Origin of the sequence: Achromobacter sp. EB05, assembly GCF_044232075.1 — a bacterium.
Classification (GTDB): Bacteria; Pseudomonadota; Gammaproteobacteria; order Burkholderiales; family Burkholderiaceae_B; genus Achromobacter; species Achromobacter dolens.
This window is the reverse complement of sequence record NZ_CP155917.1, coordinates 2,920,665-2,940,563: the sequence shown is the minus strand read 5'-3', so window position 1 is coordinate 2,940,563 and position 19,899 is coordinate 2,920,665. Positions and strand designations below refer to the sequence as shown.

The 19,899-nt window shown below is 67.8% G+C and carries 15 protein-coding genes; 2 read left to right on the top strand and 13 right to left on the bottom strand.

The window, feature by feature from the left end:
• Positions 1-57: 57 nt before the first annotated feature.
• A complete protein-coding gene (locus tag AAID08_RS13460) occupies positions 58-1,146 on the top strand; it encodes a sn-glycerol-3-phosphate import ATP-binding protein UgpC (protein ID WP_054502599.1) in 1,089 nt (362 codons plus the stop codon).
• Between the two features lie 80 nt (positions 1,147-1,226).
• On the opposite strand, the gene AAID08_RS13455 is transcribed toward AAID08_RS13460, so the two are convergent.
• From AAID08_RS13455 to AAID08_RS13435, 5 genes are all read right to left on the bottom strand, one after another.
• A complete protein-coding gene (locus AAID08_RS13455) occupies positions 1,227-2,108 on the bottom strand; it encodes a MipA/OmpV family protein (RefSeq protein WP_116791204.1) in 882 nt (293 codons plus the stop codon).
• Between the two features lie 83 nt (positions 2,109-2,191).
• Positions 2,192-3,295 (bottom strand): serine hydrolase, encoded by a 1,104-nt coding sequence (locus AAID08_RS13450; protein WP_144655749.1) that lies wholly within the window; start codon positions 3,293-3,295, stop codon positions 2,192-2,194.
• Between the two features lie 160 nt (positions 3,296-3,455).
• Complete coding sequence (locus AAID08_RS13445) at positions 3,456-4,748, bottom strand: ATP-binding protein (protein WP_395757740.1); 1,293 nt, start codon at positions 4,746-4,748, stop codon at positions 3,456-3,458.
• Positions 4,741-5,442: a response regulator gene (locus AAID08_RS13440; RefSeq protein ID WP_054502603.1), complete on the bottom strand. Its 702-nt coding sequence runs from the start codon at positions 5,440-5,442 to the stop codon at positions 4,741-4,743. Before AAID08_RS13440 ends, AAID08_RS13445 begins: the two co-directional genes overlap by 8 nt.
• A 214-nt stretch (positions 5,443-5,656) precedes the next feature.
• A complete protein-coding gene (locus AAID08_RS13435) occupies positions 5,657-6,784 on the bottom strand; it encodes a branched-chain amino acid ABC transporter substrate-binding protein (protein ID WP_054502604.1) in 1,128 nt (375 codons plus the stop codon).
• A 269-nt stretch (positions 6,785-7,053) separates the two neighbouring features.
• On the opposite strand from AAID08_RS13435, the gene AAID08_RS13430 reads away from it, so the two are divergent.
• Positions 7,054-7,659, top strand: coding sequence for an alpha/beta hydrolase (locus AAID08_RS13430; protein ID WP_054502869.1), 606 nt, complete (start codon positions 7,054-7,056; stop codon positions 7,657-7,659).
• A 46-nt stretch (positions 7,660-7,705) separates the two neighbouring features.
• On the opposite strand, the gene AAID08_RS13425 is transcribed toward AAID08_RS13430, so the two are convergent.
• The 8 genes from AAID08_RS13425 to AAID08_RS13390 all read right to left on the bottom strand — a co-directional run bounded on the left by AAID08_RS13425 (position 7,706) and on the right by AAID08_RS13390 (position 19,891).
• Positions 7,706-8,869 (bottom strand): polysaccharide lyase family 1 protein, encoded by a 1,164-nt coding sequence (locus tag AAID08_RS13425; RefSeq protein WP_054502870.1) that lies wholly within the window; start codon positions 8,867-8,869, stop codon positions 7,706-7,708.
• A 130-nt stretch (positions 8,870-8,999) separates the two neighbouring features.
• The gene (locus tag AAID08_RS13420; protein ID WP_336235677.1) at positions 9,000-10,931 is read right to left on the bottom strand and encodes a tetratricopeptide repeat protein; all 1,932 of its coding nucleotides are present in this window, start codon (positions 10,929-10,931) and stop codon (positions 9,000-9,002) included.
• Entirely contained in the window at positions 10,924-11,955 is a 1,032-nt protein-coding gene (locus AAID08_RS13415; RefSeq protein ID WP_054502871.1) for a hypothetical protein, read from the bottom strand. The genes AAID08_RS13420 and AAID08_RS13415 overlap by 8 nt, the downstream gene beginning before the upstream one ends.
• Before the next feature lie 121 nt (positions 11,956-12,076).
• Entirely contained in the window at positions 12,077-12,790 is a 714-nt protein-coding gene (locus AAID08_RS13410; RefSeq protein ID WP_054502606.1) for an ATPase, read from the bottom strand.
• Between the two features lie 9 nt (positions 12,791-12,799).
• Positions 12,800-14,140, bottom strand: coding sequence for an ABC transporter permease (locus tag AAID08_RS13405; RefSeq protein WP_064526645.1), 1,341 nt, complete (start codon positions 14,138-14,140; stop codon positions 12,800-12,802).
• A 7-nt stretch (positions 14,141-14,147) separates the two neighbouring features.
• Positions 14,148-15,308: a polysaccharide biosynthesis/export family protein gene (locus tag AAID08_RS13400; RefSeq protein WP_054502608.1), complete on the bottom strand. Its 1,161-nt coding sequence runs from the start codon at positions 15,306-15,308 to the stop codon at positions 14,148-14,150.
• A 42-nt stretch (positions 15,309-15,350) separates the two neighbouring features.
• A complete protein-coding gene (locus tag AAID08_RS13395; RefSeq protein WP_343719582.1) occupies positions 15,351-17,414 on the bottom strand; it encodes a glycosyltransferase in 2,064 nt (687 codons plus the stop codon).
• Entirely contained in the window at positions 17,411-19,891 is a 2,481-nt protein-coding gene (locus tag AAID08_RS13390) for a hypothetical protein (protein ID WP_395757739.1), read from the bottom strand. Before AAID08_RS13390 ends, AAID08_RS13395 begins: the two co-directional genes overlap by 4 nt.
• Between the last annotated feature and the right edge of the window lie 8 nt (positions 19,892-19,899).

Here is a 19,899-nt window from a genome sequence, read left to right as displayed (position 1 = left end):
CCACGCCGCGCCTTCGGCCTGCTGCCCCCACGACAACGACTCCGATACGAATAACTCATGGCTACTCTCAGCTTTCGCAACGTAAAGAAAACCTACGCCGGCAACGTGCCGGTCATCCATGGCATCGACATGGATGTGAAGGACGGTGAATTCATCGTCATCGTCGGCCCCTCGGGCTGCGGCAAGTCCACGCTGATGCGCATGGTCGCGGGCCTGGAAACCGTGACCAGCGGCGAGATCGTGATCGACGACAAGGTCGTCAACAATCTCGAGCCGGCCGAACGCGACATCGCGATGGTGTTCCAGAACTACGCGCTCTACCCGCACATGACCGTGTTCGAGAACATGGCCTACGGCCTGAAGATCCGCAAGTTCTCCAAGGACGAGATCAAGAAGCGCGTCGACGCCGCCGCCCAGATCCTGGAACTGACCCACCTGCTGGACCGCCGCCCGCGCGCCCTGTCGGGCGGCCAGCGCCAGCGCGTGGCCATGGGCCGCGCCATCGTGCGCGAACCCAAGGTGTTCCTGTTCGACGAACCGCTGTCGAACCTGGATGCCAAGCTGCGCGTGGCGATGCGCCTGGAAATCATGAAGCTGCACCGCCGCCTGGGCACCACCAGCCTGTACGTGACGCACGACCAGGTCGAGGCCATGACGCTGGCGCATCGCATGATCGTCATGTACCAGGGCGTGCCCGAGCAGATCGGCACGCCGATGGAAGTGTTCGAGAAGCCCGCCTCGACCTTCGTGGCCGGCTTCATCGGCTCGCCGCCGATGAACCTGATGGAAGTCAACGTGGCCGGCGACGGCACGGTGCAGACCGCCGACGGCCTGGCGCTGGAGATCTCGCCGCTGCAAGTGCCTTCGCCGGTGCGCGGCCGCAAGGTCATCATGGGCATGCGCCCCGAGCACATGCTGCTGAACACCCAGGGCGTGCCCGCCGAAGTCGAGATGGTCGAAACGCTGGGCTCCGAACAACTGGTCCACTGCCGCTGCGGCAAGACCACGCTGGTCGTGCGCTGCACCACGCGCCAACTGTCCGAGTCCTCGGCCAAGGTCGGCGACCGCGTCAATGTCGGTCCTGACGGCCGTCACCCGCTGCACTGGTTCGAGGCCGACACCGGCCGCCGCGTGCAAGGGCTGTAATCCATCGCGGCGGGGCCGGCGGCGATACGCCCGGCTGGCCCGCCCCGCCCTTTCCCGTCCGGGAAAGGGTCCCTTCCCGCTCAATACGTGTACGTCACCATGGTGCCGACAGAGTACTGGTTGCGCTCCTTCACGATGGGGCTGTCGGCCGCGTCGCCGTAAAGGCGGCGCGCTTCACCCACCACCGACCAGGACCACGACTTGCTCAACGGCAGCGCCCAGGTCGCGCCCAGGCCGATGCTTTCCAGGCCGCCCTTGGGGTTGTAGCGGCGGTAGCCCGAGTTGGCGGACTGGCGGTCGCTCACGCCATACCAGGTGCGCATATAGTTGCCGTCGCCGAAGTTGCCGCTCAACGCCAGCGAGACCGAGCCGGCCGAGCCTTCGTACACCGTGGTGCTGGCGCCCAGGTTGAACAGCGTGTAGGCGCTGCCCACGTCGCGGTCGTCGCCCTTCTTGAACGCGTGCGCCACCGTGGCCGACAGCGTCACCGGACCCCATTGCGTCTCGGCGTCCATGCCGATCTGCGCGCGGCTCTTGATGTCGCCCATGCCGCGCAGCTTGTTCGACCCCTCGAAGCCTTTCTTGTGATCCTTGCGCGAGGCGCTGGGCGCGAGATAGAAGCGGAAGGTGCTGCTGAGCGCCTGCGTCTCCCAGCCCAGGCCGTGCGCGGTGTCCAGGAAGAACCCGTTCGGGCTGCGAATGCCCAGGCCGACGATCGGCAGGGCCGAGCTTTCATCGCTGCCGCTGTAGCGCGGCGCATAGCCGACGCCCAGCGTGCCGTAGAACTTCCACTCGTCGGCCGGTTTCTCGGTGCCGGTAGCGACCTCGATGCCGCGCGAGCTGGCGCCGCGAGAACCGTAGACCGAATTGTCGGCGACCTGCTGGCCGCCCGCGGCGAACGACAACACCGGCAGGCTGGCCAGCAAACACGCCGCGCCGGCGCGGCGCTGCATCAGGGACATAGGGAGATTTCGCTTCATAAGAACATCCGGGAAACGAGGTTGGGGGAAAAACTCGGCCACGCCGCGGCAATCGCGGCGCGTGCTTACTCTTGCGCCATGCCTTTGGCCTGGCGCATCAGGTTCATCGCGAGGGTCGAAACCGAGGCCACCAGCGGCTCGGCGCTGTCGGCATTGCTCATCACCAGCACCGCCAGCTTTTCGCGCGGCGCCAGCAGCCAGCGGGCATGGAAGGCTTCGGTGGCGCCGCTGTGTTCGCGCAGCGCGTCGCCTGCGATGTAGTCGGCATCGCAGGGCGCCGCCAGCCACGACAGCGCCAGGCGGCATTCCAGGTCCATGCCGTTGGCCACCGTCTCGAGATTGAGCAGCGTGAGCGCGGATTCGTCCTTGAGAATGCGGCGGCCCTGGTAGGCGCCGCCGCCAAACAGCATGCTGGAGAAGCGTGCCATTTCGGAGGAACTGGCCCACAGGCCTTCGGCGGCCTCGTTCGGCTGCGACTGTTCGATCCACGGCATGCCGCGGCGGTAGCCGGCCGCGCGCAGTTCGCGCGCGTCGTCGGCGGCGCCCGCGATCCGGAAGCCTGCGCGCGAGATGTTCAGCGGCTGCAGCAGCGTGCGGCGCACGTAGGCGTCAAAGGGTTCGTCGGCGGCGTGCGCCACCATGTCGCCGAGCATGGCGTAGCCCATGTCGGCGCGGGCCCGGCCCATGGTGTCTTCCAGCGTGTCGGGGCGCAGCGCCAGCAGGCGTCGCACGGTGAAGGGAGAGGTGCCCATCCAGTGCATGGCGGCGCGGCGCGGCTCCAGCTCCCATTGCGGCAGCGCCTGGGCCGCCGGAATGTCCAGCGACAGGCGGCCGTCGTCGGCGGCGCGCAGCACGCCCGCGGCGGTCACGAGCTTGGAGATGGCGCCTACGCGGTAGAGCGTGTCGCCGGTGGCGGTGCGATGACGCGCCGAATCGGCATAGCCGAAGCCGCTGCTCCAGACCGTGCGCTGGTCATCGACGATGGCGATGGACAGGCCCGGCACCCGCTGCGCATCCAGGTCATAGGCGATGCGCTGCTTCAGATACGCCACCACCGCCGGATAGTCGCCCTTGGATATCGTCGGCGGCGCGGCCGGCGCCCCGCCCTGACAACCGCCCATGGCGATCAGGAACATGGCGGCGGCAGCCAGGCGGGTGAGCGAAAACATGACGAACGGGCAACCCTCTTCTGAGAACTGCCGTCATGCTAGTCGGCGACGCGATCCCGATCTTTCCCGCTTTGTATGGAGTTTGTGAAGATTGGAAGGACAGATTGTTAAGTTTGTTAAAGGCGTGCCGGATGAATGCGGCCCGCCTCCGTCCCCGGCCTCAGGCCGCCTTCCAACTGACGATGAAACGGGCGCCGCCCAAGGGGCTGTCCGCGGCCTGCGCGGTGCCGTTGTGCCAGCGCGCCACGCGGCTGACGATGGCCAGCCCCAGGCCGGTGCCGCCGGTGCCGCGGTCGCGGCTCTCGTCCAGGCGGATGAAGGGTTCGAAAATGCGCTCGCGGTCGGCTTGCGGGACGCCCGGGCCGTCGTCGTCGACCATCAGCACGTACTCGCGCGGCGCGGGCGACACCAGGCTGACCTGGACCCGGCCGCCGGCATAGCGGATGGCGTTCTGCAGCAGATTCAGCAGCGCGCGCGTCATGTAGCGCTGGTGCAGGTGCACCTCGCGCACCTGGCACAGCACCACTTCGCAGCGCACGCCCGAGTGGTCCGCCTCGAAGCCCGCGTGCTGCACCACCGCGTCGAGCCAACTGCGGGCGTCCTGCGGCTGCAGCGCGACGCCGTCGCCCTTGTGCTCCAGGCGGGCGTACATCAGCAGTTCGGAGGCCATGCTGTCGAGCTCGGCGACGTCGCTCTTCATGTCGTCGATCAGGCGCTGGCGCTCGGCCGGCTCCTCGGCGCGGCTGATCATGTCGAGCTCGAACGACAGGCGCGCGATCGGCGTGCGCAGCTCGTGCGAAACGGCGTTGGTCAGCTCGCGCTGGTTGCCGATCAGCGCGGCGATGCGCTCGGACATCAGGTTGAAGGTGTCGCCCAGGTTGCCGATGCTGGAATGTCGCGACAGCCGCGCGCGGGCCTCCAGGTCGCCCTGCCCCATGCGCAGCGCGGCGGTCTTGAGCGCCTCCAGGTCGCGCCAGATCGGCAGCGCCCACACCAGCATGAAGGCGCACAGCAGCAGCCCCAGGGCCGAGTAGACCGCCGCCACCACCCACGGGCCGAACGACGGCTCGGGCGGCAGCTTGACCTCGAGCCACTGGTGGCCAGGGCCGGGAATCGCGGCCACGAAGGTCTGCATCTTGTCGCGGATGAAGAAATCGCCGCGAGCGACGATGCGCCGCTCGCTGTCGCTGGCGTTGTAGTCCGACGCGTTGAAGACGCGCAGGCCCAGGCCATAGTAGGGCTTGAGCTGCTTTTCGATGTAGGCCGCCCGCGCTTCGGGTTCGACCTTCGACAGTTCCAGCACCAGGCTGTGGATCTGCCCGCGCACCGACTCGCGGGTGTAGGCGTCGCTGACCGGCTCGAACAGGTAGTTGGCGGAACGGTCCACGACTTCGTTGGAAATCACGAAGCCGACCGCCAGCACCACGAAGAGCCGCAGGACGAATTTAATCATCGCCGCCCTCGTGCGCCTTGGGCGAGAACAGGTAGCCCTTGCCCCACACGGTCTTGATGCGCGCCGGATCGCGCGGGTCGTCGTCGAGCTTGCGGCGCAGCTTGCTGACGCAGACGTCGACGCTGCGGTCCAGGCCGTTGAACTCGATGCCGCGCACCGCATTGAGCAGATCGTCGCGGGTGAGCACCTGGCCGGCCTGGCTGGCCAGCGCCCACAGCATCTCGAACTCCATCGTGGTCAGGTCGACCTCGACGCCGCCGTGAACCACCGCCCGGGTGCGCCGGTCGATGACCAGCGGCCCGAACTCCAGGCGCTCCGGCGGCTCCTCGAGCTGGCTGTGGCGCCGCAGCAGCGCGCGGATGCGAGCCAGCAGCACGCGCGGCTCGACCGGCTTGATGACGTAGTCGTCCGCGCCCGACTCCAGGCCCAGGATCTGGTCCAGGTCGTCCTCGCGGGCGGTCAGCATCAGGATCGGCGCCGACGAGAAAGCCCGCAGGTCGCGGCAGACCTGCAGGCCGTCGCGCCCGGGCAGCATCAGGTCGAGGATGGTGATGGCCGGGTCGTGGCGGCGGAACGCCTCCACCGCATGGTCGCCGCGGTAGGCCTGGGCGACCTGGAACCCGTGTTGCTCCAGGAACTGCGCAATCAGGCGCGACAGCTTCGGATCGTCTTCGACTAGCAAGGCCTTGGTCATGGGGTGTCCGGACAAAAAATGAGAGAGCGATTTCGCCGCATTCTACGCAAAACCGCGCGAGCGGCGTTCGACCCCACCGGCGCCGGCTCGGTTCCCGGCGGGCGGCGTGCACGAAAAAGCCGGGCGGGAAGACGTCGCTTCCGGCCCGGCCGAGGGGTCTGGCGGGTGGCGCGCGCCGGCGAACGGCAAAGCCGCCCGATCGCGCGCCAAGTCCTTATTTATAAACGGACTTCGAACCGTCCTTGTGCCACACAAACACGTCGAACTGGAAGTTCGTCAGGTCGCCCTGCTTGTTCCAGCTAACCTTGCCGATGGGCGTGTCGAACGAGTTGGCGTGCAGGTACTTGGCGACCTTGGTCGGGTCTTCGCTGCCGGCGCCCTTGATGCCGTCGGCGATGACCTGGGTGGCGGTGTAGGCCGTCATCTGGAACGCGCCGCTGGCGTTGCGCTTCTTGGCGGCGAAGGCCTTGACGATCTCGGCGTTGGCGGCGTTCTGGGTGAAGTCGGCCGGCAGCGTCAGCAGCATGCCTTCGACGGCATCGCCGGCGATGGCGTTGATGTCCGGATTGCCCGTGCCTTCCGGCCCCATCCACTTGGCCTTCACGCCCTGCTCGGCCGCCTGGCGCAGCAGCAGGCCCATTTCGGGGTGGTAGCCGCCGTAGTAGACAAAGTCCACGCCCTGGCTCTTGAGCTTGGTGATGACCGCCGAGTAGTCGCTGTCGCCGGCGTTGATGCCTTCGAAGATGGCGACGGGCACGCCGCCCTTTTCGAGGTCGTTCTTGACGGCGGTGGCGATGCCCTGGCCGTACGACTGCTTGTCGTGCAGCACGGCGGCCTTCTTGGGCTTGAGCTTTTCCAGGATGAACTTGGCGGCGGCGGGGCCTTGCTGGTCGTCGCGGCCGATGGTGCGGAAGATGAAGTCGTAGTTCTTGCCGTCGGTCAGGGCCGGCGACGTGGCCGAGGGCGTGACCATGACCACGCCTTCGTTGTTGTAGATGTCGGCGGCGGCGATGGTGGCGCCCGAGCAGACGTGGCCCACGACGAAGCCGATCTTGCTGTTGACCACGCGGTTGGCGGCGACCGGACCCTGCTTGGGTTCGCAGCCGTCGTCGATGACCACGGTTTCCAGCTTCTTGCCGTTGATGCCGCCGGCGGCGTTGATGCGCTCCACCGCGGTGTCGACGCCTTCACGGACCATGTCGCCGTACTGGGTGACCGCGCCGGTGGTGGGGCCCACCACGCCGATCTTGATGGTCTGTGCCTGCGCGCCGGCGCTGAACGCCAACCCCGCGGCGACGCTGAGGGCCGCGATGACCGGGGTCAGACGAAATGCTTGCTTCATGAGTGCACTCCTTTAATGGCTTGTAATCGTTGGTTTTTGAACCGGGCGGACGGCCGGAAATGCATTGGTCACGCCCCGTTACGTTGCATTAGCACGGCAAGCATACACTGAAAAATAGCGGCTTTCGCAGGGGTTCCGGCCCGTCTTGCGCGGGGTTTCGATATTGCGGTGCCGCATCCGGGGGGCCGCCGCCCTTATGCCCGACACCGTATATGCAAAAGCGGATTTATTCGTTTGCGTTACTAAGCCGGCGCGGCATCATGGCCGCCATGAGACTCCAACCGATCATCGTCCCCGGATGGAAAGACTCCGGACCCGAACACTGGCAATCGCGCTGGGAGACCCTGTTGCCGCACGCGGTGCGGGTGCAGCAGCGTGACTGGCAGAACCCGGTCAGCGCGGAATGGATATCCACCCTTGCCGGCCTGGTCGACCAGGCCCGCAGCCCCGTGCTGCTGATCGCCCACAGCCTGGGCTGCCTGATCAGCGCGGCGCTGCCGGTGCCGCTGCGCGCCAAGGTCGCCGGCGCCCTGCTGGTGGCGCCGGCGGACGTCGAGCGTCCCGACGCGCCGGACTGTCTGCGCGGTTTCGCGCCGATCCCGCGCCACTCCTTGCCGTTCCAGAGCGTGGTGGTGGCCAGCGACAATGACCCCTACTGCCGGCTGGAACGCGCCCGCGCCTTTGCCGAGAGTTGGGGCAGCCGCGTGGTGGTGATCCCGGGCGCCGGCCACATCAACGCCGACAGCGGACTGGAAGACTGGCCGCAAGGCCTCAAGCTGTTCGGCGCGCTGCGCCGGCGCGCCTCGTGGCGCGTGTCGCCGCCGCCCGAACGCATCGCGCCGATTCCCGAGCGGCCGCTGTCGCACCAGGCCTGACCCCCGACTCGGGTTCCCCGCGCGCCGCGGCCTCGCCGCGCCGCCGCTATCTTGGGCAGCCCGCGCCCACCCGCGTCGCGGGCAGCGGCGTATCGCCGCTGGTGTTCCCCGCGTGCTTGCGGATCCGGTCCGCCAGTTCGGCCGAGGGCGTCTCATAGCCATAGCAATACGGCGGCGTCGGCGCGGCCTCGGGGCGGTAGTCCTGCAGCACGGGTTTCGCGTCTCCCAGATACAGGTTGTCCTTCAGGCGCAGGAACGCCTTGAAGTCGCGCGTATAGCCGTGCACCGCCTTCAGGTCCTGGTAGGCGCCCTCGTCCGACGCCCCGTTGTCCAGCGCGCTGCGCTTGGCGGCGGTGGGGATGTAGCGGCAGTAATTCACCTTCACCCCTTCCACCGTCGGGAAGAACTCGGGCTCCACGCATTGGCGCTTCGCATCGTTGTTGAAGATATTGCCCTCGACCAGCGCCTTGGCCTCCAGGCTGAAGCTCATGCCGTAGAAATCCCAGTTCTCCAGCAGGTTGTTGAACAGGTGGAACGTGCCGAACTGGCCCCGGGGATTGCGCTGCACGGTGTTGAAGAAATAATTGTGGTGCAGTGTCACGCGCGCGATGGAATCCCGGTCGTAGTTCGCGAACAGGTTCTTCGAGGTGATGTTGTTGAGCAGCATGACCTTGTTCGAGTTGTGGAACTTGGTCCACGAAATCGTGACGTCGGTGGAGCCGTTCTTCACGTTCAGCAGCCGGTCGGACATGCGCGACAGGTCCATGTGGTCCACCCACACGTCGCGGCTGTCGTTGGCGATGTTCACGGCCTGCGTCAGCCGGTTCAGGCGGCCATCGATGGTCAGGTGCGTGAGGATGACGTTCCTGCTGCCATACACACCCAGTCCGTCGTCGATCAGTGCCACGTGCCTGCCACGGCCGTCGATCGTGGTGTTGGACGGCACCCGCAACTGCGACTCCAGCACGATCGTCATGTCCGAGGCGAAGCGGATCCAGGTCGGCCCCTTCTTGGCCTGCGCCAGCGCCGCGCGCAGCGTGCCCGGTCCGGCGTCCTGGTCGGAGGTGACCTCGATGAACTTGCCGCCCAGCCCGCCCGTGGCCCGGGCGCCATAACCCTCGCGCTGCTGCAGCAGTTCGGAAACGAAGGGGCAGCGCTCGTCCGGACTGGCGCAGGATTCACTGGCGGCGGCCGCGCCGCCATACAGCATGCCCAGCGCGGGCAGCCAGGCCAACGCGCGCAGCAACCGGCGACGGACCGGACCGGCGCGCCTGCGGCGCGGCGCCTGCTCCGCCGCCGCTTGCCTTGAATTCGTTGTCGCTCTCATGGACATTCACTCCCTAACGCTGCGCGGACCGATCCGCGGACTGCACGTGACGCCAGATGCCGCCGCTCAGGCGCAGGTTTTCCGGCGGACCGGCCACGTGCGCCCGCAGATGCTTGAAATAGGCCGCCTGCCAGCGCGCCGCATACGCATCGGCGTCCTCGCCCGGTTCCACGGCGGGCAGCATCTCCAGCGTGTAGGCCACCTTGCCGTTCTCCCAGCGCGGCGTGTAGAACACCGACGGCACGCCCTGGCGGTGCGCCAGGTGCGCCGCGAAGCTGGAATAGGTCACCGACTGCCCTTCGAAATCCACGCGTGGCGCGGCCGGGTTGGCGGCGCCGTCCACGGCCAGGCACAGCACGTTGCCCGAGGCCAGCGCGCGCATGCAGGCCTTGGCGACCTGCGCCTCGGTCTGGTCGGCGGTGGAGATCAGGGCGGCGGCATAGCTGCTCTGGGCGATGCTGGGCGCGGTCGCCAGCCAGCGCGAGGGAATGCCCAGCAGTTCCAGCGCCATCAGGCCGGCATACATGGGCCCCACGTGCGCCGTGGCCACCACCACGCCCCGGCCGGTGGCCAGCAGCGGCGCGAAGAAACGCTCGCCGGTGTCCAGTTCGCCCAGCACCTGCATGGCTTCCTCGACGCTGTCCTCGCGGCATTCGAGCCAGTCGAACAGCAGGTGATCCACCAGATGGCCCCAGCGCGCGCGCCGCTCCCATTGCGCACGGTCGGCCGTGGCGTCGTCGCGCAGCGACCAGGCCCAGTCCAGGCGGGCTTGCGGGATCGGGGCGGTATCCAGTTTGTGTTCCAACTGGTCCAGGGCTTCCTGGAAAGTCGCCGGCAGCGCCTGCCCGCGTTGCGCCACGTATCGCTCGAACAGGGCCTCGGCCTCCTGCTTGCGCCCGGCCTGCGACAGCGCGCCGATGGCCCCGCGCTGCCAGAGTCGCTTTTCGGGCGACTTCTCGACCAGCCGCAGCATCTGGTCGGCCGCCTCTTCATACTGCAGCGTGTAGCGCAGCGCGCGCGCGTACAGGGCGCGGGTCTGCTCCAGGTCCGGCGCCAGTTCCACGGCCTGGCGAAGCGGCGCCACGGCCTCCTTGTAGCGGCCGGCGCGCAGCAGGGTCTCTCCATGCAGCGTCAACAACCGCACGTCGGCCGGCGCCGCGCTCAAGCCCGCCTCGAAGTGCGCCGGGGCATGCAGCTTGCGGTCCTCGTCGGTGGCGCGCCGCAAGTGCGCCAGGCCCAGCGATGCGCGCAGCGCCGGGGCGTCGTGCCCTGCGTCCAGCGCGCCGTTGCCCAGCTCGATCGCCGCCTCGACCCGGTCGTCGTCCAGCAAGGCGCGCACAGCCACCGTCGCCACGCGCGCGTTCGGCAGATCGGCCGCCTGCAAGGTCATGGCAATGGCAGCCGCATCGGCCGAATCGTCGTTGCGCGCATGGGCCAGCATCCACCAATGCGCCTCGCCCGGATTGGCGCGCGCCACGGCAGCGGTCTGGCGCGCAACCTCGGCAGCCTGCGGAATGCGTCCGGCCTGCACGCGCAGTTGTATCCGCGCGGCCTGCAATGCCGCGTCCTGGGGCGCGATCGCGGCGGCGGCATCGGCCTGGGCGATGGCCCGGTCCCACTGCTCGGTGCGGCCCAGCAGGCTGGCGAGCAGGCGGCGGTCGTCGGTGCGCGTCGGATAGGCCTCGACCAGCCGCTCCAGCGCGGCGATCGCCGGCTCGAGCCGGCCCACCTTCACGAACGGCGACACCAGCAGGCGGCGCGCGTCGCGCCAGCCCTCCTCCACCCGCGCCAGCGCCGGTCCGAGCCCGGCCATCGCCTGCAACGGATCATCCGCCTCCAGGATCTGCTTGATGACGGCGCGCAGGCGGCTGACGCCATCGCTCGGAGCGGCCTGGGCGGCGGTCGGCGCCAGGGCGCCGGGGCGTTCTATCGTGGTATCAACCATGGCGCAATCCTCTCAGCAATGCCATCGCCGCGCGCAGCACGAACATGAGCACGAAGCCCAGCGCCAGCGCCTGCAGCAGCAGCACCCCCGTGCGCGGGCTGCTGGGCCGGTCGGTGGAGACCGGTTGCGCGATGATGGACAGGTAACGCTGCAGGCGCAGGGCGTCCGTCACGGCCTGCTGGTAGGACTGCTGCGCCAGCGTCAGATTCGAATCGGCGAAGGCCTGCGTATTGCGCAGCGCCTCGTATGACTTGAGTTGTTTCGCTTCCGTGTTGCCCTCGCCGCTCAGGCGCTGGCGCACGGCGGCGAGCCGTTTCTTCAGGGCCACGACCTGCGTCTCGGCGGGCTTGAGCATGAAATGGTCCTTGTTGTTCAGCGCGCGGATCTTGTCCAGGTTGATCTGGGCGGTGCTCAGCTCCGCTTCCAACTGGCTCGACAGGTTCAGCAGCATGGCCACCGTCGCGGTCGGGTCGATGTTGCCGTGCGTGGTACGCCAGGTGGTCAGCGCTTCGCGGGCGCTCAGCGCCTTCTGCTCGGCCTGCCTGACCGATTCCTCGCTGACCCTGAGCTTGTCGGCCACGCCCTTTTCATTCATGGAGCTGACGAACTCTTCCGCCAGGCCGATCAGCGCCCTGGACAGGGTTTCGGCGTCCTCGGGCGAATACGCGCGCACGCGCAGCACGTCGATCTGCTCCAGCGCATTGAAGGAAACCTGCACCGAGGCCCGATAGGCGCGATACAGATCGTCCTCGCTCGAGTCCTCCGACAGATGGTTGGCCGGGTCCAGGCCCTTATTCAACAGGTATTGGCGCAGGCCGACCTTCTTGTCCAACTGCCGCATGCTGTCGCGCGACCTGAGGAAGTCGCTGACCGCCCAGCCGTCGACGAAGCCGCCGAGCATGCCGCCCGAGTTGCCGGTCGTGAGCAGGCTGGCCGCCATCGCGCCGCCGCCCTGCTGGCCGGAGCCTGACTGCACGAAGAAGCGCGATTCGGCTTCGTAGCGCGGCGTGGCGATGCAGAGCACGTAAACCAGCGCCAGGACCACCGGGGCGACGACGATGAGCGCGTTGATCCAGCGCCGGCGGCGTCGATCCTCCAACGCCGACTGCCGTTCGCGGCGCCGGCGCTCGATCTCGGAGCCGCTCTCAGAAGCCGAGCTGGCCCTCGTCGAATCCGCCGAAAACGTCGTCGCCTGTTCCGGATTCGCTTCGTGATCGTCGCGGGGGGAACTTCTGGATGCACTGGTCGAGGTCGTCTTCGATGCGGAGTGCGCTTCGTTCATAAATCAGGCCCTTCAGGCAATAGTCCGCCAATTGATTCTGGCGATAACTGGAAAGAATGAGCGTCCTGCCGACCAGCCGTTCTTCGAACAGCGCCAGCCAGAGACGGGTGAAACGGCAGGGTTCGAAGGGAATGGCCCCTTCGATCACGTAGACATCGAACGCCGGCGCCAGGGCCAGCGCGAACGAAAACTCCTGCCGCGCGAACAGCGGCCAATGCTCCATCGGCCGCGGCAGGCTCTTGGGGTCGGTAATCAGGTCGGCCACCAGTTCATAGGTGGCATCGGCGTCGAGCTCGTACATCTGGCTCACCAGCTCGATCATGTTCAGGCCGCTGGCCTTGCCGCGGATGAAGCCCTGCCGGCCGATCGCCCACGACACGTTGCCGTCGTGCTGGACGAAGCCCTGGCGCGGCGGCCGCAGGCCGCACAGCAGGTCGATGATCTGGCGGTGCAGCTCCGGCGCCGGCGACAGCAAGGCATAGCGCCCGACGGGAATGTCGAGGCTGGCCTGGGCCAGCAACGCCTGCCGGTGGCCGAAGGCCAGGGGTTCATCCGTGACGCGATTGAGATGGATCATCGTCATTCCTCACATGGGCTGGATGTTGGGTCGGGCCAGCCGCTCGGCCGCCAGGGCGACCACCATCAGGAAAACCAGGCTGGTCAGGAAGTACCCCAGGCTCGCGTCCTGCGACGTATAGGAATCAAAGTAGGCCGAGCGCAGCAGTTGCATGCCATGCGAGAACGGCAGCCACAGCATCCAGGGCCGCAATTGTTCGGGCAACTGCTCCGAAACGAAAAAGACGCCCGAGAAAATCTGCAGGAAACGTTCGATCACCGGCGCCAGCCGCAGGAAGAAGTGCCAGAACGTCGCGATCGCGCCGAACAGCAGGCCCATCGCCGCGGCGCAGCACGCCATCAGCACCACGTACAGCATGAAGCCCGGCCAACTCTTGGGCAGCGTGATGAGATCGAGCGCATGGCCGGCGGTGATCAGGACCACGAACACCACCAGGTACACCGACACGTACAGCAGCGCCTGCACCAGCGCGCACATCAAGGGCGACACGCCCTGGAAGTTCAACAGGCCGCGCGCCGACACATACGCCGTGCTGCTGCGGAAGATGATCTGGCGGAACATGATCCAGGTCGTCGCGCCCAACAGCGAGAAGGTCTGCACGTCCATCCCCAGGATGTAGTGCGTGCCCATCAGGATGTAGAGCGACGAAATCAGCGTCAGCAGCACCACCGGGCCCACGAACGCCCACAACAGCGCGATCCGGCTTTCGCCATGCATCACATGCAACTGATAGACGAACAGCGCCAACAGCGTGCGTCCGCCTGGCCAGCCGCGGCCGGCGATATGCGGACGATGCCCGGCATGCAGGCCGCGCACCCGGTCCCGCAGGATCTCCAGGTCGCCGGCCTCGCCCGCCGGCAGCTCCATCTCCAGCGCGATATCGTTGCGCGAGGCACGGCGACGCGCCTCGCGCGCCTCGTCCTGCCTGCGCCGCTGCTCGCGCCGCTCCTGCGCCTGGGCCAGGCGCCGATCCTCCGCCACCAGCCGCGCGGGCATATAGCCCGGCGCGAACACCTCGACGCCGGCGCGGATGTCCTGCTCCAGCAGGCGCACGATGATGCGCAGGCGTCGCCGTGAAAAATCGGCCAGCGACTCATCGACCTCGGCGCGCGCGATCTCCGCGTCCAGCTCGGCCTGCACCGCCTCGTAGACCGCCCGCCGGGCGGCCACCGAGTCGTGCGGCTCGCCCTGCAGACGCGCCAGCAAGGGCTTGAACAGCACAGCCGGCTCCGCCTTGGCCTCGAACAGCGCGGCCGGGTCCAGGCGCCAGGCGGCGACGCCCGATCCCACCGCGTAGCTGCTGTCCTTTCTCCGCGAACGCCAACCCTTGATCCGATCCTCGTTGCTCATCGACACGCTACTGGCTGATGCCGTTGGAGGCGCCGGAGCCGGAGTCGGAGTCGATCGCCCGAGTGGCGCTGAAGCCGGCGCTCATGGTCACGCGGAACGCGGACAGCACCTTCTGCACCTGGGTGAACGGCGCGTCGGAGATATAGATCGCCTGGCCTTCCTTCACCGTGAATTCGCGGGCCAGCGCCACCTGTTCCGGACGCGTGAGATCGAACTGGTACACCACTGGCAACAGGTCCGGCTTGCCCTCGGCGCCTGCCTGCGCCGGCGTGAACAGAAACACCGAGCGCGGGTCGGCGGTCTGGTCGTCCAGCCCCTTGGCGTCGGCCAGCGCGTCCAGCACGCTGTAGTTACGCTTGCTGATGGCCACGCGGCCCTGGTTGCCGGCCGCGCCAAGCACCGTCAGGAACTCGCGCGATTCGTACGCGGTGATGACGTCGCCCGAGCGCAGCAGGATGTCGTTGTTCTGGTTGCGGTAAATGTCCGACAGGCGCACCGAGGCGACTTTGTTGTCGCGCCGCAGGCTGATGACGAGCTGCTCGGGATTGGTCTGCACCGGCGCCGCCTGCGCCAGCGCGCTGCTCAGGCGCTGGGACGTCTGCGTGATCGGGTACATGCCCGGCTTGGTCAGGTTGCCCTGCACGGTCACCATCTGCCCGCGCGCGTCGGTGGCGCGCGTCACGCTGACATCGGCGCCGGCCACCAGCCGGCTCAGCCGCGCCACGATGGCGTCATGCAGTTGCCCCAGCGTCATGCCGCCCGCCTTGAATTTGCCGAGGATGGGAAAGGACACATAGCCATTGCGGTCCAGCTCCTGGTTGCCCAGGTCGCTCACCCCCGTCGGATCCGCCGCGAACACGCCCAGTCCGCCGCGTTCCCACACCTTCACGTTGATGCCATCGCCGGGCACCAGGGTGTCGAAGCCGGCCTCGGTCAGGTCGCGATAGCGAACGGGAAAATCGGACACCTCGGGCACCCGGCTCGCGCGCGCGAGTTCGCGCGACGCCGGCATCACGATGACGTCCTTGGCGTCGTGCGCGCCTGTCATCTCGCTCAACATGGGGCCCGAGCGCGGCAGTTGGCAGCCGCTGAGCATGAGTACGGTGATCAGCAGCAGGGCCGGCGCCGCAATGCGGCGCGGGCTCGCCGCCGGGACGTTCATTTGCATAACTTCCTTTATCTTCAGGACCAGGATGGGGCTGGCGGACGCTCAAGCCTGTTTGAGACGCATCGGGGGCAGTTCCATGCTCGCGTCGTTCTCCGACTCTGGCATGAGCGGCATGCACAGGCTCAGGAACTTGGCCAGCATCGCCTCCAGCGAAAACAGGGTCTGCGCCCGCTTGCGGCTTTGGGCTTTCAGGCTCTCGTCGGCGCGCACCCGATCGACGATCGAGGCGACTTTGTCGCAAGCCTCATGCAGGTCGGGATGCTCGACATCGCCCAGCAGGTGGCCCGTCTGGTCTTCCTCGAAGCACTCGCCCGCGCCGCCGGCCGGCGTCGAGACGACCGGCACCCCCAGCAACTGGGCTTCGATCAGCACGTTGGGCAGGCCTTCGTAGCGCGACAGCAGGACCTTGGCGTCCATTTGCGAATACCAGTAGCCCACGTGGTTCGACAGGCCGACGAGCAGCAGTCGATCCATCACGCGCAGTTCTTCCGCCAACGCCACGATGTTGTCGTGCAGCCGGCCATCGCCGACGATGACAAAGCGCGCACGCGGACGCTGTTTCAGGTACATGGCCGCCAGCTTGATCCAAAGCTGAGGGCGTTTGTCCGGCTCCAGGCGGAATACGCCGCCGATGGTTTCCGTGGCGTCGGCCGTGCTTTCCTGGAAGGCCCGCCACTTTTCCTGGTCGGCCTGCGCGGCGTCGGTGGTCAGGTCCGGCACGCCGTTGTACAGCACATGGAAGCGCACGATGGGGATGCCGAGCCACTCAGCATAGGCTTCGGCGGCCTTGCGGCTGTTGCTGACGAAATGCACGCCGGGCACCTGGGCCAGGGCCTGGTACAGCTCCGGGTACTCTTCGCGGAAGCGGTCCTTGCGGATGTTCGGCGGCAAGCCACGGAACACCAGGTGAATGGTTGGAGCGCCGGCCAGCAGCGCCGCCAGGGCGCCGAACAGGCAGGTGCCGTCCTGCCACAGGCTCACCACGTCGAACGTGCTGGCGCGCAGCACGGGCGCCAGCCGCGTCACGCCGTAGTGGACCGGCGGCGGCAACTGCTCCAGCAGGCGGCCCAGGCTGCCATCCGGCACCGACTGGTGAGCCACCGAGATCGCCGGCAACTTGTTGATTTCCGTGACCGGAATCCGCGCCTTGACCAGCACGGACAGGAAGAAGTCCAGTCCCTGCTTCTTGGTGGAACCGGCCGGCTCGGTGTGCTGCTTGACCAGCACTTCGACCTTTTCCGGCTTCATCGGCGCGTCGGCCGCTCCGGCATCGGGCGCGTCCGCCATGCGGGCCAGCTCTCCGGCCAGCCGCGTCAATTGGCGCTCGGCGCCGCCCGGGCCCAGGCTGCCGGTCACCAGGGCGACCGAAACCGGCTTCTCCGGAGAATATTCCGGGATCTGCCGATGACGGAAATGCAGGATGGCGTGCTTCATCGACACGATCCTGATGTCCTTTCCCGCCAGCGCGCTTTCGGGCTCCAGGCGCTGGTAGAAGGCGTAGTCGTTGGCCAGGCCGTTGGCCAGTTCCGCCGCCTTGCTGCCAGGCGCAAGGTGCCTGGCCACGGGCGCGATGACCTCGAACGCGTCCGCCAGCAGGCCGCGCTTGCGCAGGCGCTTGGCGAACTCGACGCGGATGTTGCGATCCGTATGCTGCAGGATCAGCCGGCGAAACAGCTCGTCCGACTGCGCGTGCGCGCGGATGTCGCTCAACAGCTTGGCGCGGGCGAACAGCCTCGAGGGATTGTCCGTGGACTCCGGCAAGTGCCGCTCGACCAGGGCCAGCGCCTCATCGACATGGCGCTCCTTGACCAGGCGGGTCGCCCGGTAGCGCACGATCTCCAGGTCATCGGGGCATTCGCGCAGCAGCGTGGCCCACTGTTCGGACATGCCCTCGTTCAGGCCCGCCGCCTCTTTCAACCTGAGCAGCAGGAAGCGGACCTTGGGGTCGGCCAGGTGGCCGCGCGCCAACGTCTGCGCGTCGGCCAGGTTCGCCTGCGCGACCTGGACCCGCACCGATGCCGCGACGATTTCCTCCAGCCGCGCCTGGACCTGCTGGAGCTCGGACGAGGCGGCTTCCTCGCGTTCGGTAATCAGCGGCGGATTCATGCGGCCTTCCTGCGGTTGGCCTTGTCGATCCACACCTGGCAGCGCTCGATGTAGTGATCGTACTGGGCAGGGTTGTCGGAACGCTCCTGAAGCGCGCGCCAGTAAGGCAGGGCCTGTTCGAAGCGGTGCAGGCGCATGGCGCCGACCGCGGCCAGGCGCAGGCCGATGGGATCGTCGGGCACCAGTTGCAGGATGCGCTCGCCCAAGGCCAGGCGCTCGGAGGTGCTGGACGACTCCAGCGCGCGCGCTTCCGCGTACAGCACGGCCAGGATGCGCCGCTTCTCGTGGTCGACCTCCGGCATCCCGGGCCACGATTGCGCCACACGATCCAACAGGTCCCAGGCGGCCTTGGGATCGCCGGCCGCCAGGATTTCACGGGCGCCGCGAATGGCGCGCGGTCCGAGCCGTCCGAGCTGGCGCTCGGCCTCGTCCTTGGCGCTCTGGTCCGCCGAGGCATGCGCCAGGACCATCTTGTAGGCGTCGATGGCCTCGCCGAACCAGCCGCCGTTGAACGCCACCCGTGCGAAATGCAATTGCGTGCTGAACGGCGCGGATTCGTTTGCCGCGGCCTGCTCCAGGTGCCGCATGGCGGTCTGTTTGTCGCCCAGCGCGTCGGCCGCGCGTCCACGCATGGCGTGCAACTCGGGAAACTCGACCTGGGTATCGAGCGCGATGTCGGTCAGGTCGATCACTTCCTTGTGGTTGCCCGCCACCAGCGCGGCCCTCACGCCCAGGCGCATGGCGCGTTCAAAGGCGCGCTGCGCGCGCACGCCGGCCAGGGCGTCCGGATTGAGCAGGCGGTGCGCGCAGATGCGCTCGGCGGCATCGCGCAGGCGGCCTTCCTCCAGCGCCTGGGTGCCCTCCTCGGCCCACGCCGCGGACTGCGTGCGCAGCCAGCCGGAAATGTCTTCCTGTTCGCTGTCGGCCAGTTTGCACGACACGGCCAGCGCGGCCGCGGCCATGATGCAACCGCGCCAGGTCGCTTCCTTGACCAGTTCCAGCGCTTCCACGTCCTTGAGCGCGGGCGATTCAAAGGCCAGCGCGCGCAGGCCGGCGCGGTCTCCGGCGATCAGCCGGTCGCGCCACAGCATCGCGAAACTACGGCCATGCGACGGGATGGCGGCGCGCACTTCATGGACCCAGCGCAGGACGGCGTCCATATCGCTGCCCGCCTGCAGCAGCGACAGCACGGTGTCGGCCGCCTCTGTGGCGGTGGGATCCTGGGGCGAGGAGATGCGGAACAATTGCTTCCAGTTGCCCAGCGCCTCGTCCACGAACCCCAGGTGGCCGGCGGAGATCGCCGCGATGCGCACGATTTCCGGCGTTTCGATCTCGTCGCCCAGCAGGCCGGCGGCGAGCGAGTGCGCAAGCTCGTGGCGTCCCAGCTTGAAATGGTTGCGCATCAGGATCTGCTCGGCCTTGCTGCCGGTGGCCAGCGCGCCATCGGCGCCGTCCAGCAATGCCAGCGAGCCTTCGTAATCGCCCAGCTCTTCCTGGATGCGCGCGAACAGCAGCGTGTGGTCGGGCAGGCCCGGATGGCGGCGCAGCACGTCGCGCAGCCGGCGCGAGGCCTCGCGCAGTTCGCCGGCGTCCCAGAGCTTCTCGATGCGCTCGACGCTTTCCTCGGCGCCCAGCTTGGGCACGGCGGACTGCGGCGTGGAGGCGCTCATGCGCGGGCGCACGAAGGTCTTGAACCATTCGGTGTACAGGCGTTCGGCAAACAGCGGGGTGTAGTGCGTCAGGTCCAGCCCGCCGTCCTCCAGCGCGTCTGCCTGGCCGATCTTGTTCATCAGCGGGGTCGGGTCGTAGCAAGGCACGCCGATGTGCTGGGCGCTGGCGGTCACGGCCGCGATCAACTGCGCCCGCTGCTCGATCGGCACATTGTCGGGCGTCATGGCGTTGACGTGCGTGACGAACACCACCTTGTCGCGGCCCAGCAGATCGACCAGCGCCTGCATCTGCTGCGCGATCTCGTCATCCGTCTGTTCACGCTTGACGATGCGCGCGAGCAGGTCGCGGTTGTCCGCCGACAGGCTCTTGAAGACCGGATCCTGGTCCAGCCACGCGCGGCGCTCGGCCAGCCGCTCGTCGCTGGCCTGGGACCAGAACGTGCGGGTCCGCGCGCGGTCGGCGAAGAACTCGCTGAAGTAGCGCACCAGATAGTTGGACTGGATGGGATAGCCGTCGACGGTCAGCAGCTTGCGCGAGGACAATTCGACCATGTACAGGTCGGCCGGCTTGTGCACGCCGCGCCGGGCCTGCTCGCCGTTGGACGGACGGAAGATCACGCGCTGCACGTCGGCGGGAATCTCGGCCTGGCCAAACATGAAGCGGGCTTGCTGCAGCGCCTCAGCGCTGGTGTGCACGAAACCATAGTTGCGACCAAGCTGCTGCTTGATCGGATAGCGGCCCACGGCATCACGCAACGGCGTGTGGATGCGGCAGGTTCCAATCGGGGCAATGGTGAAGGCGGTCATTCCGGGCC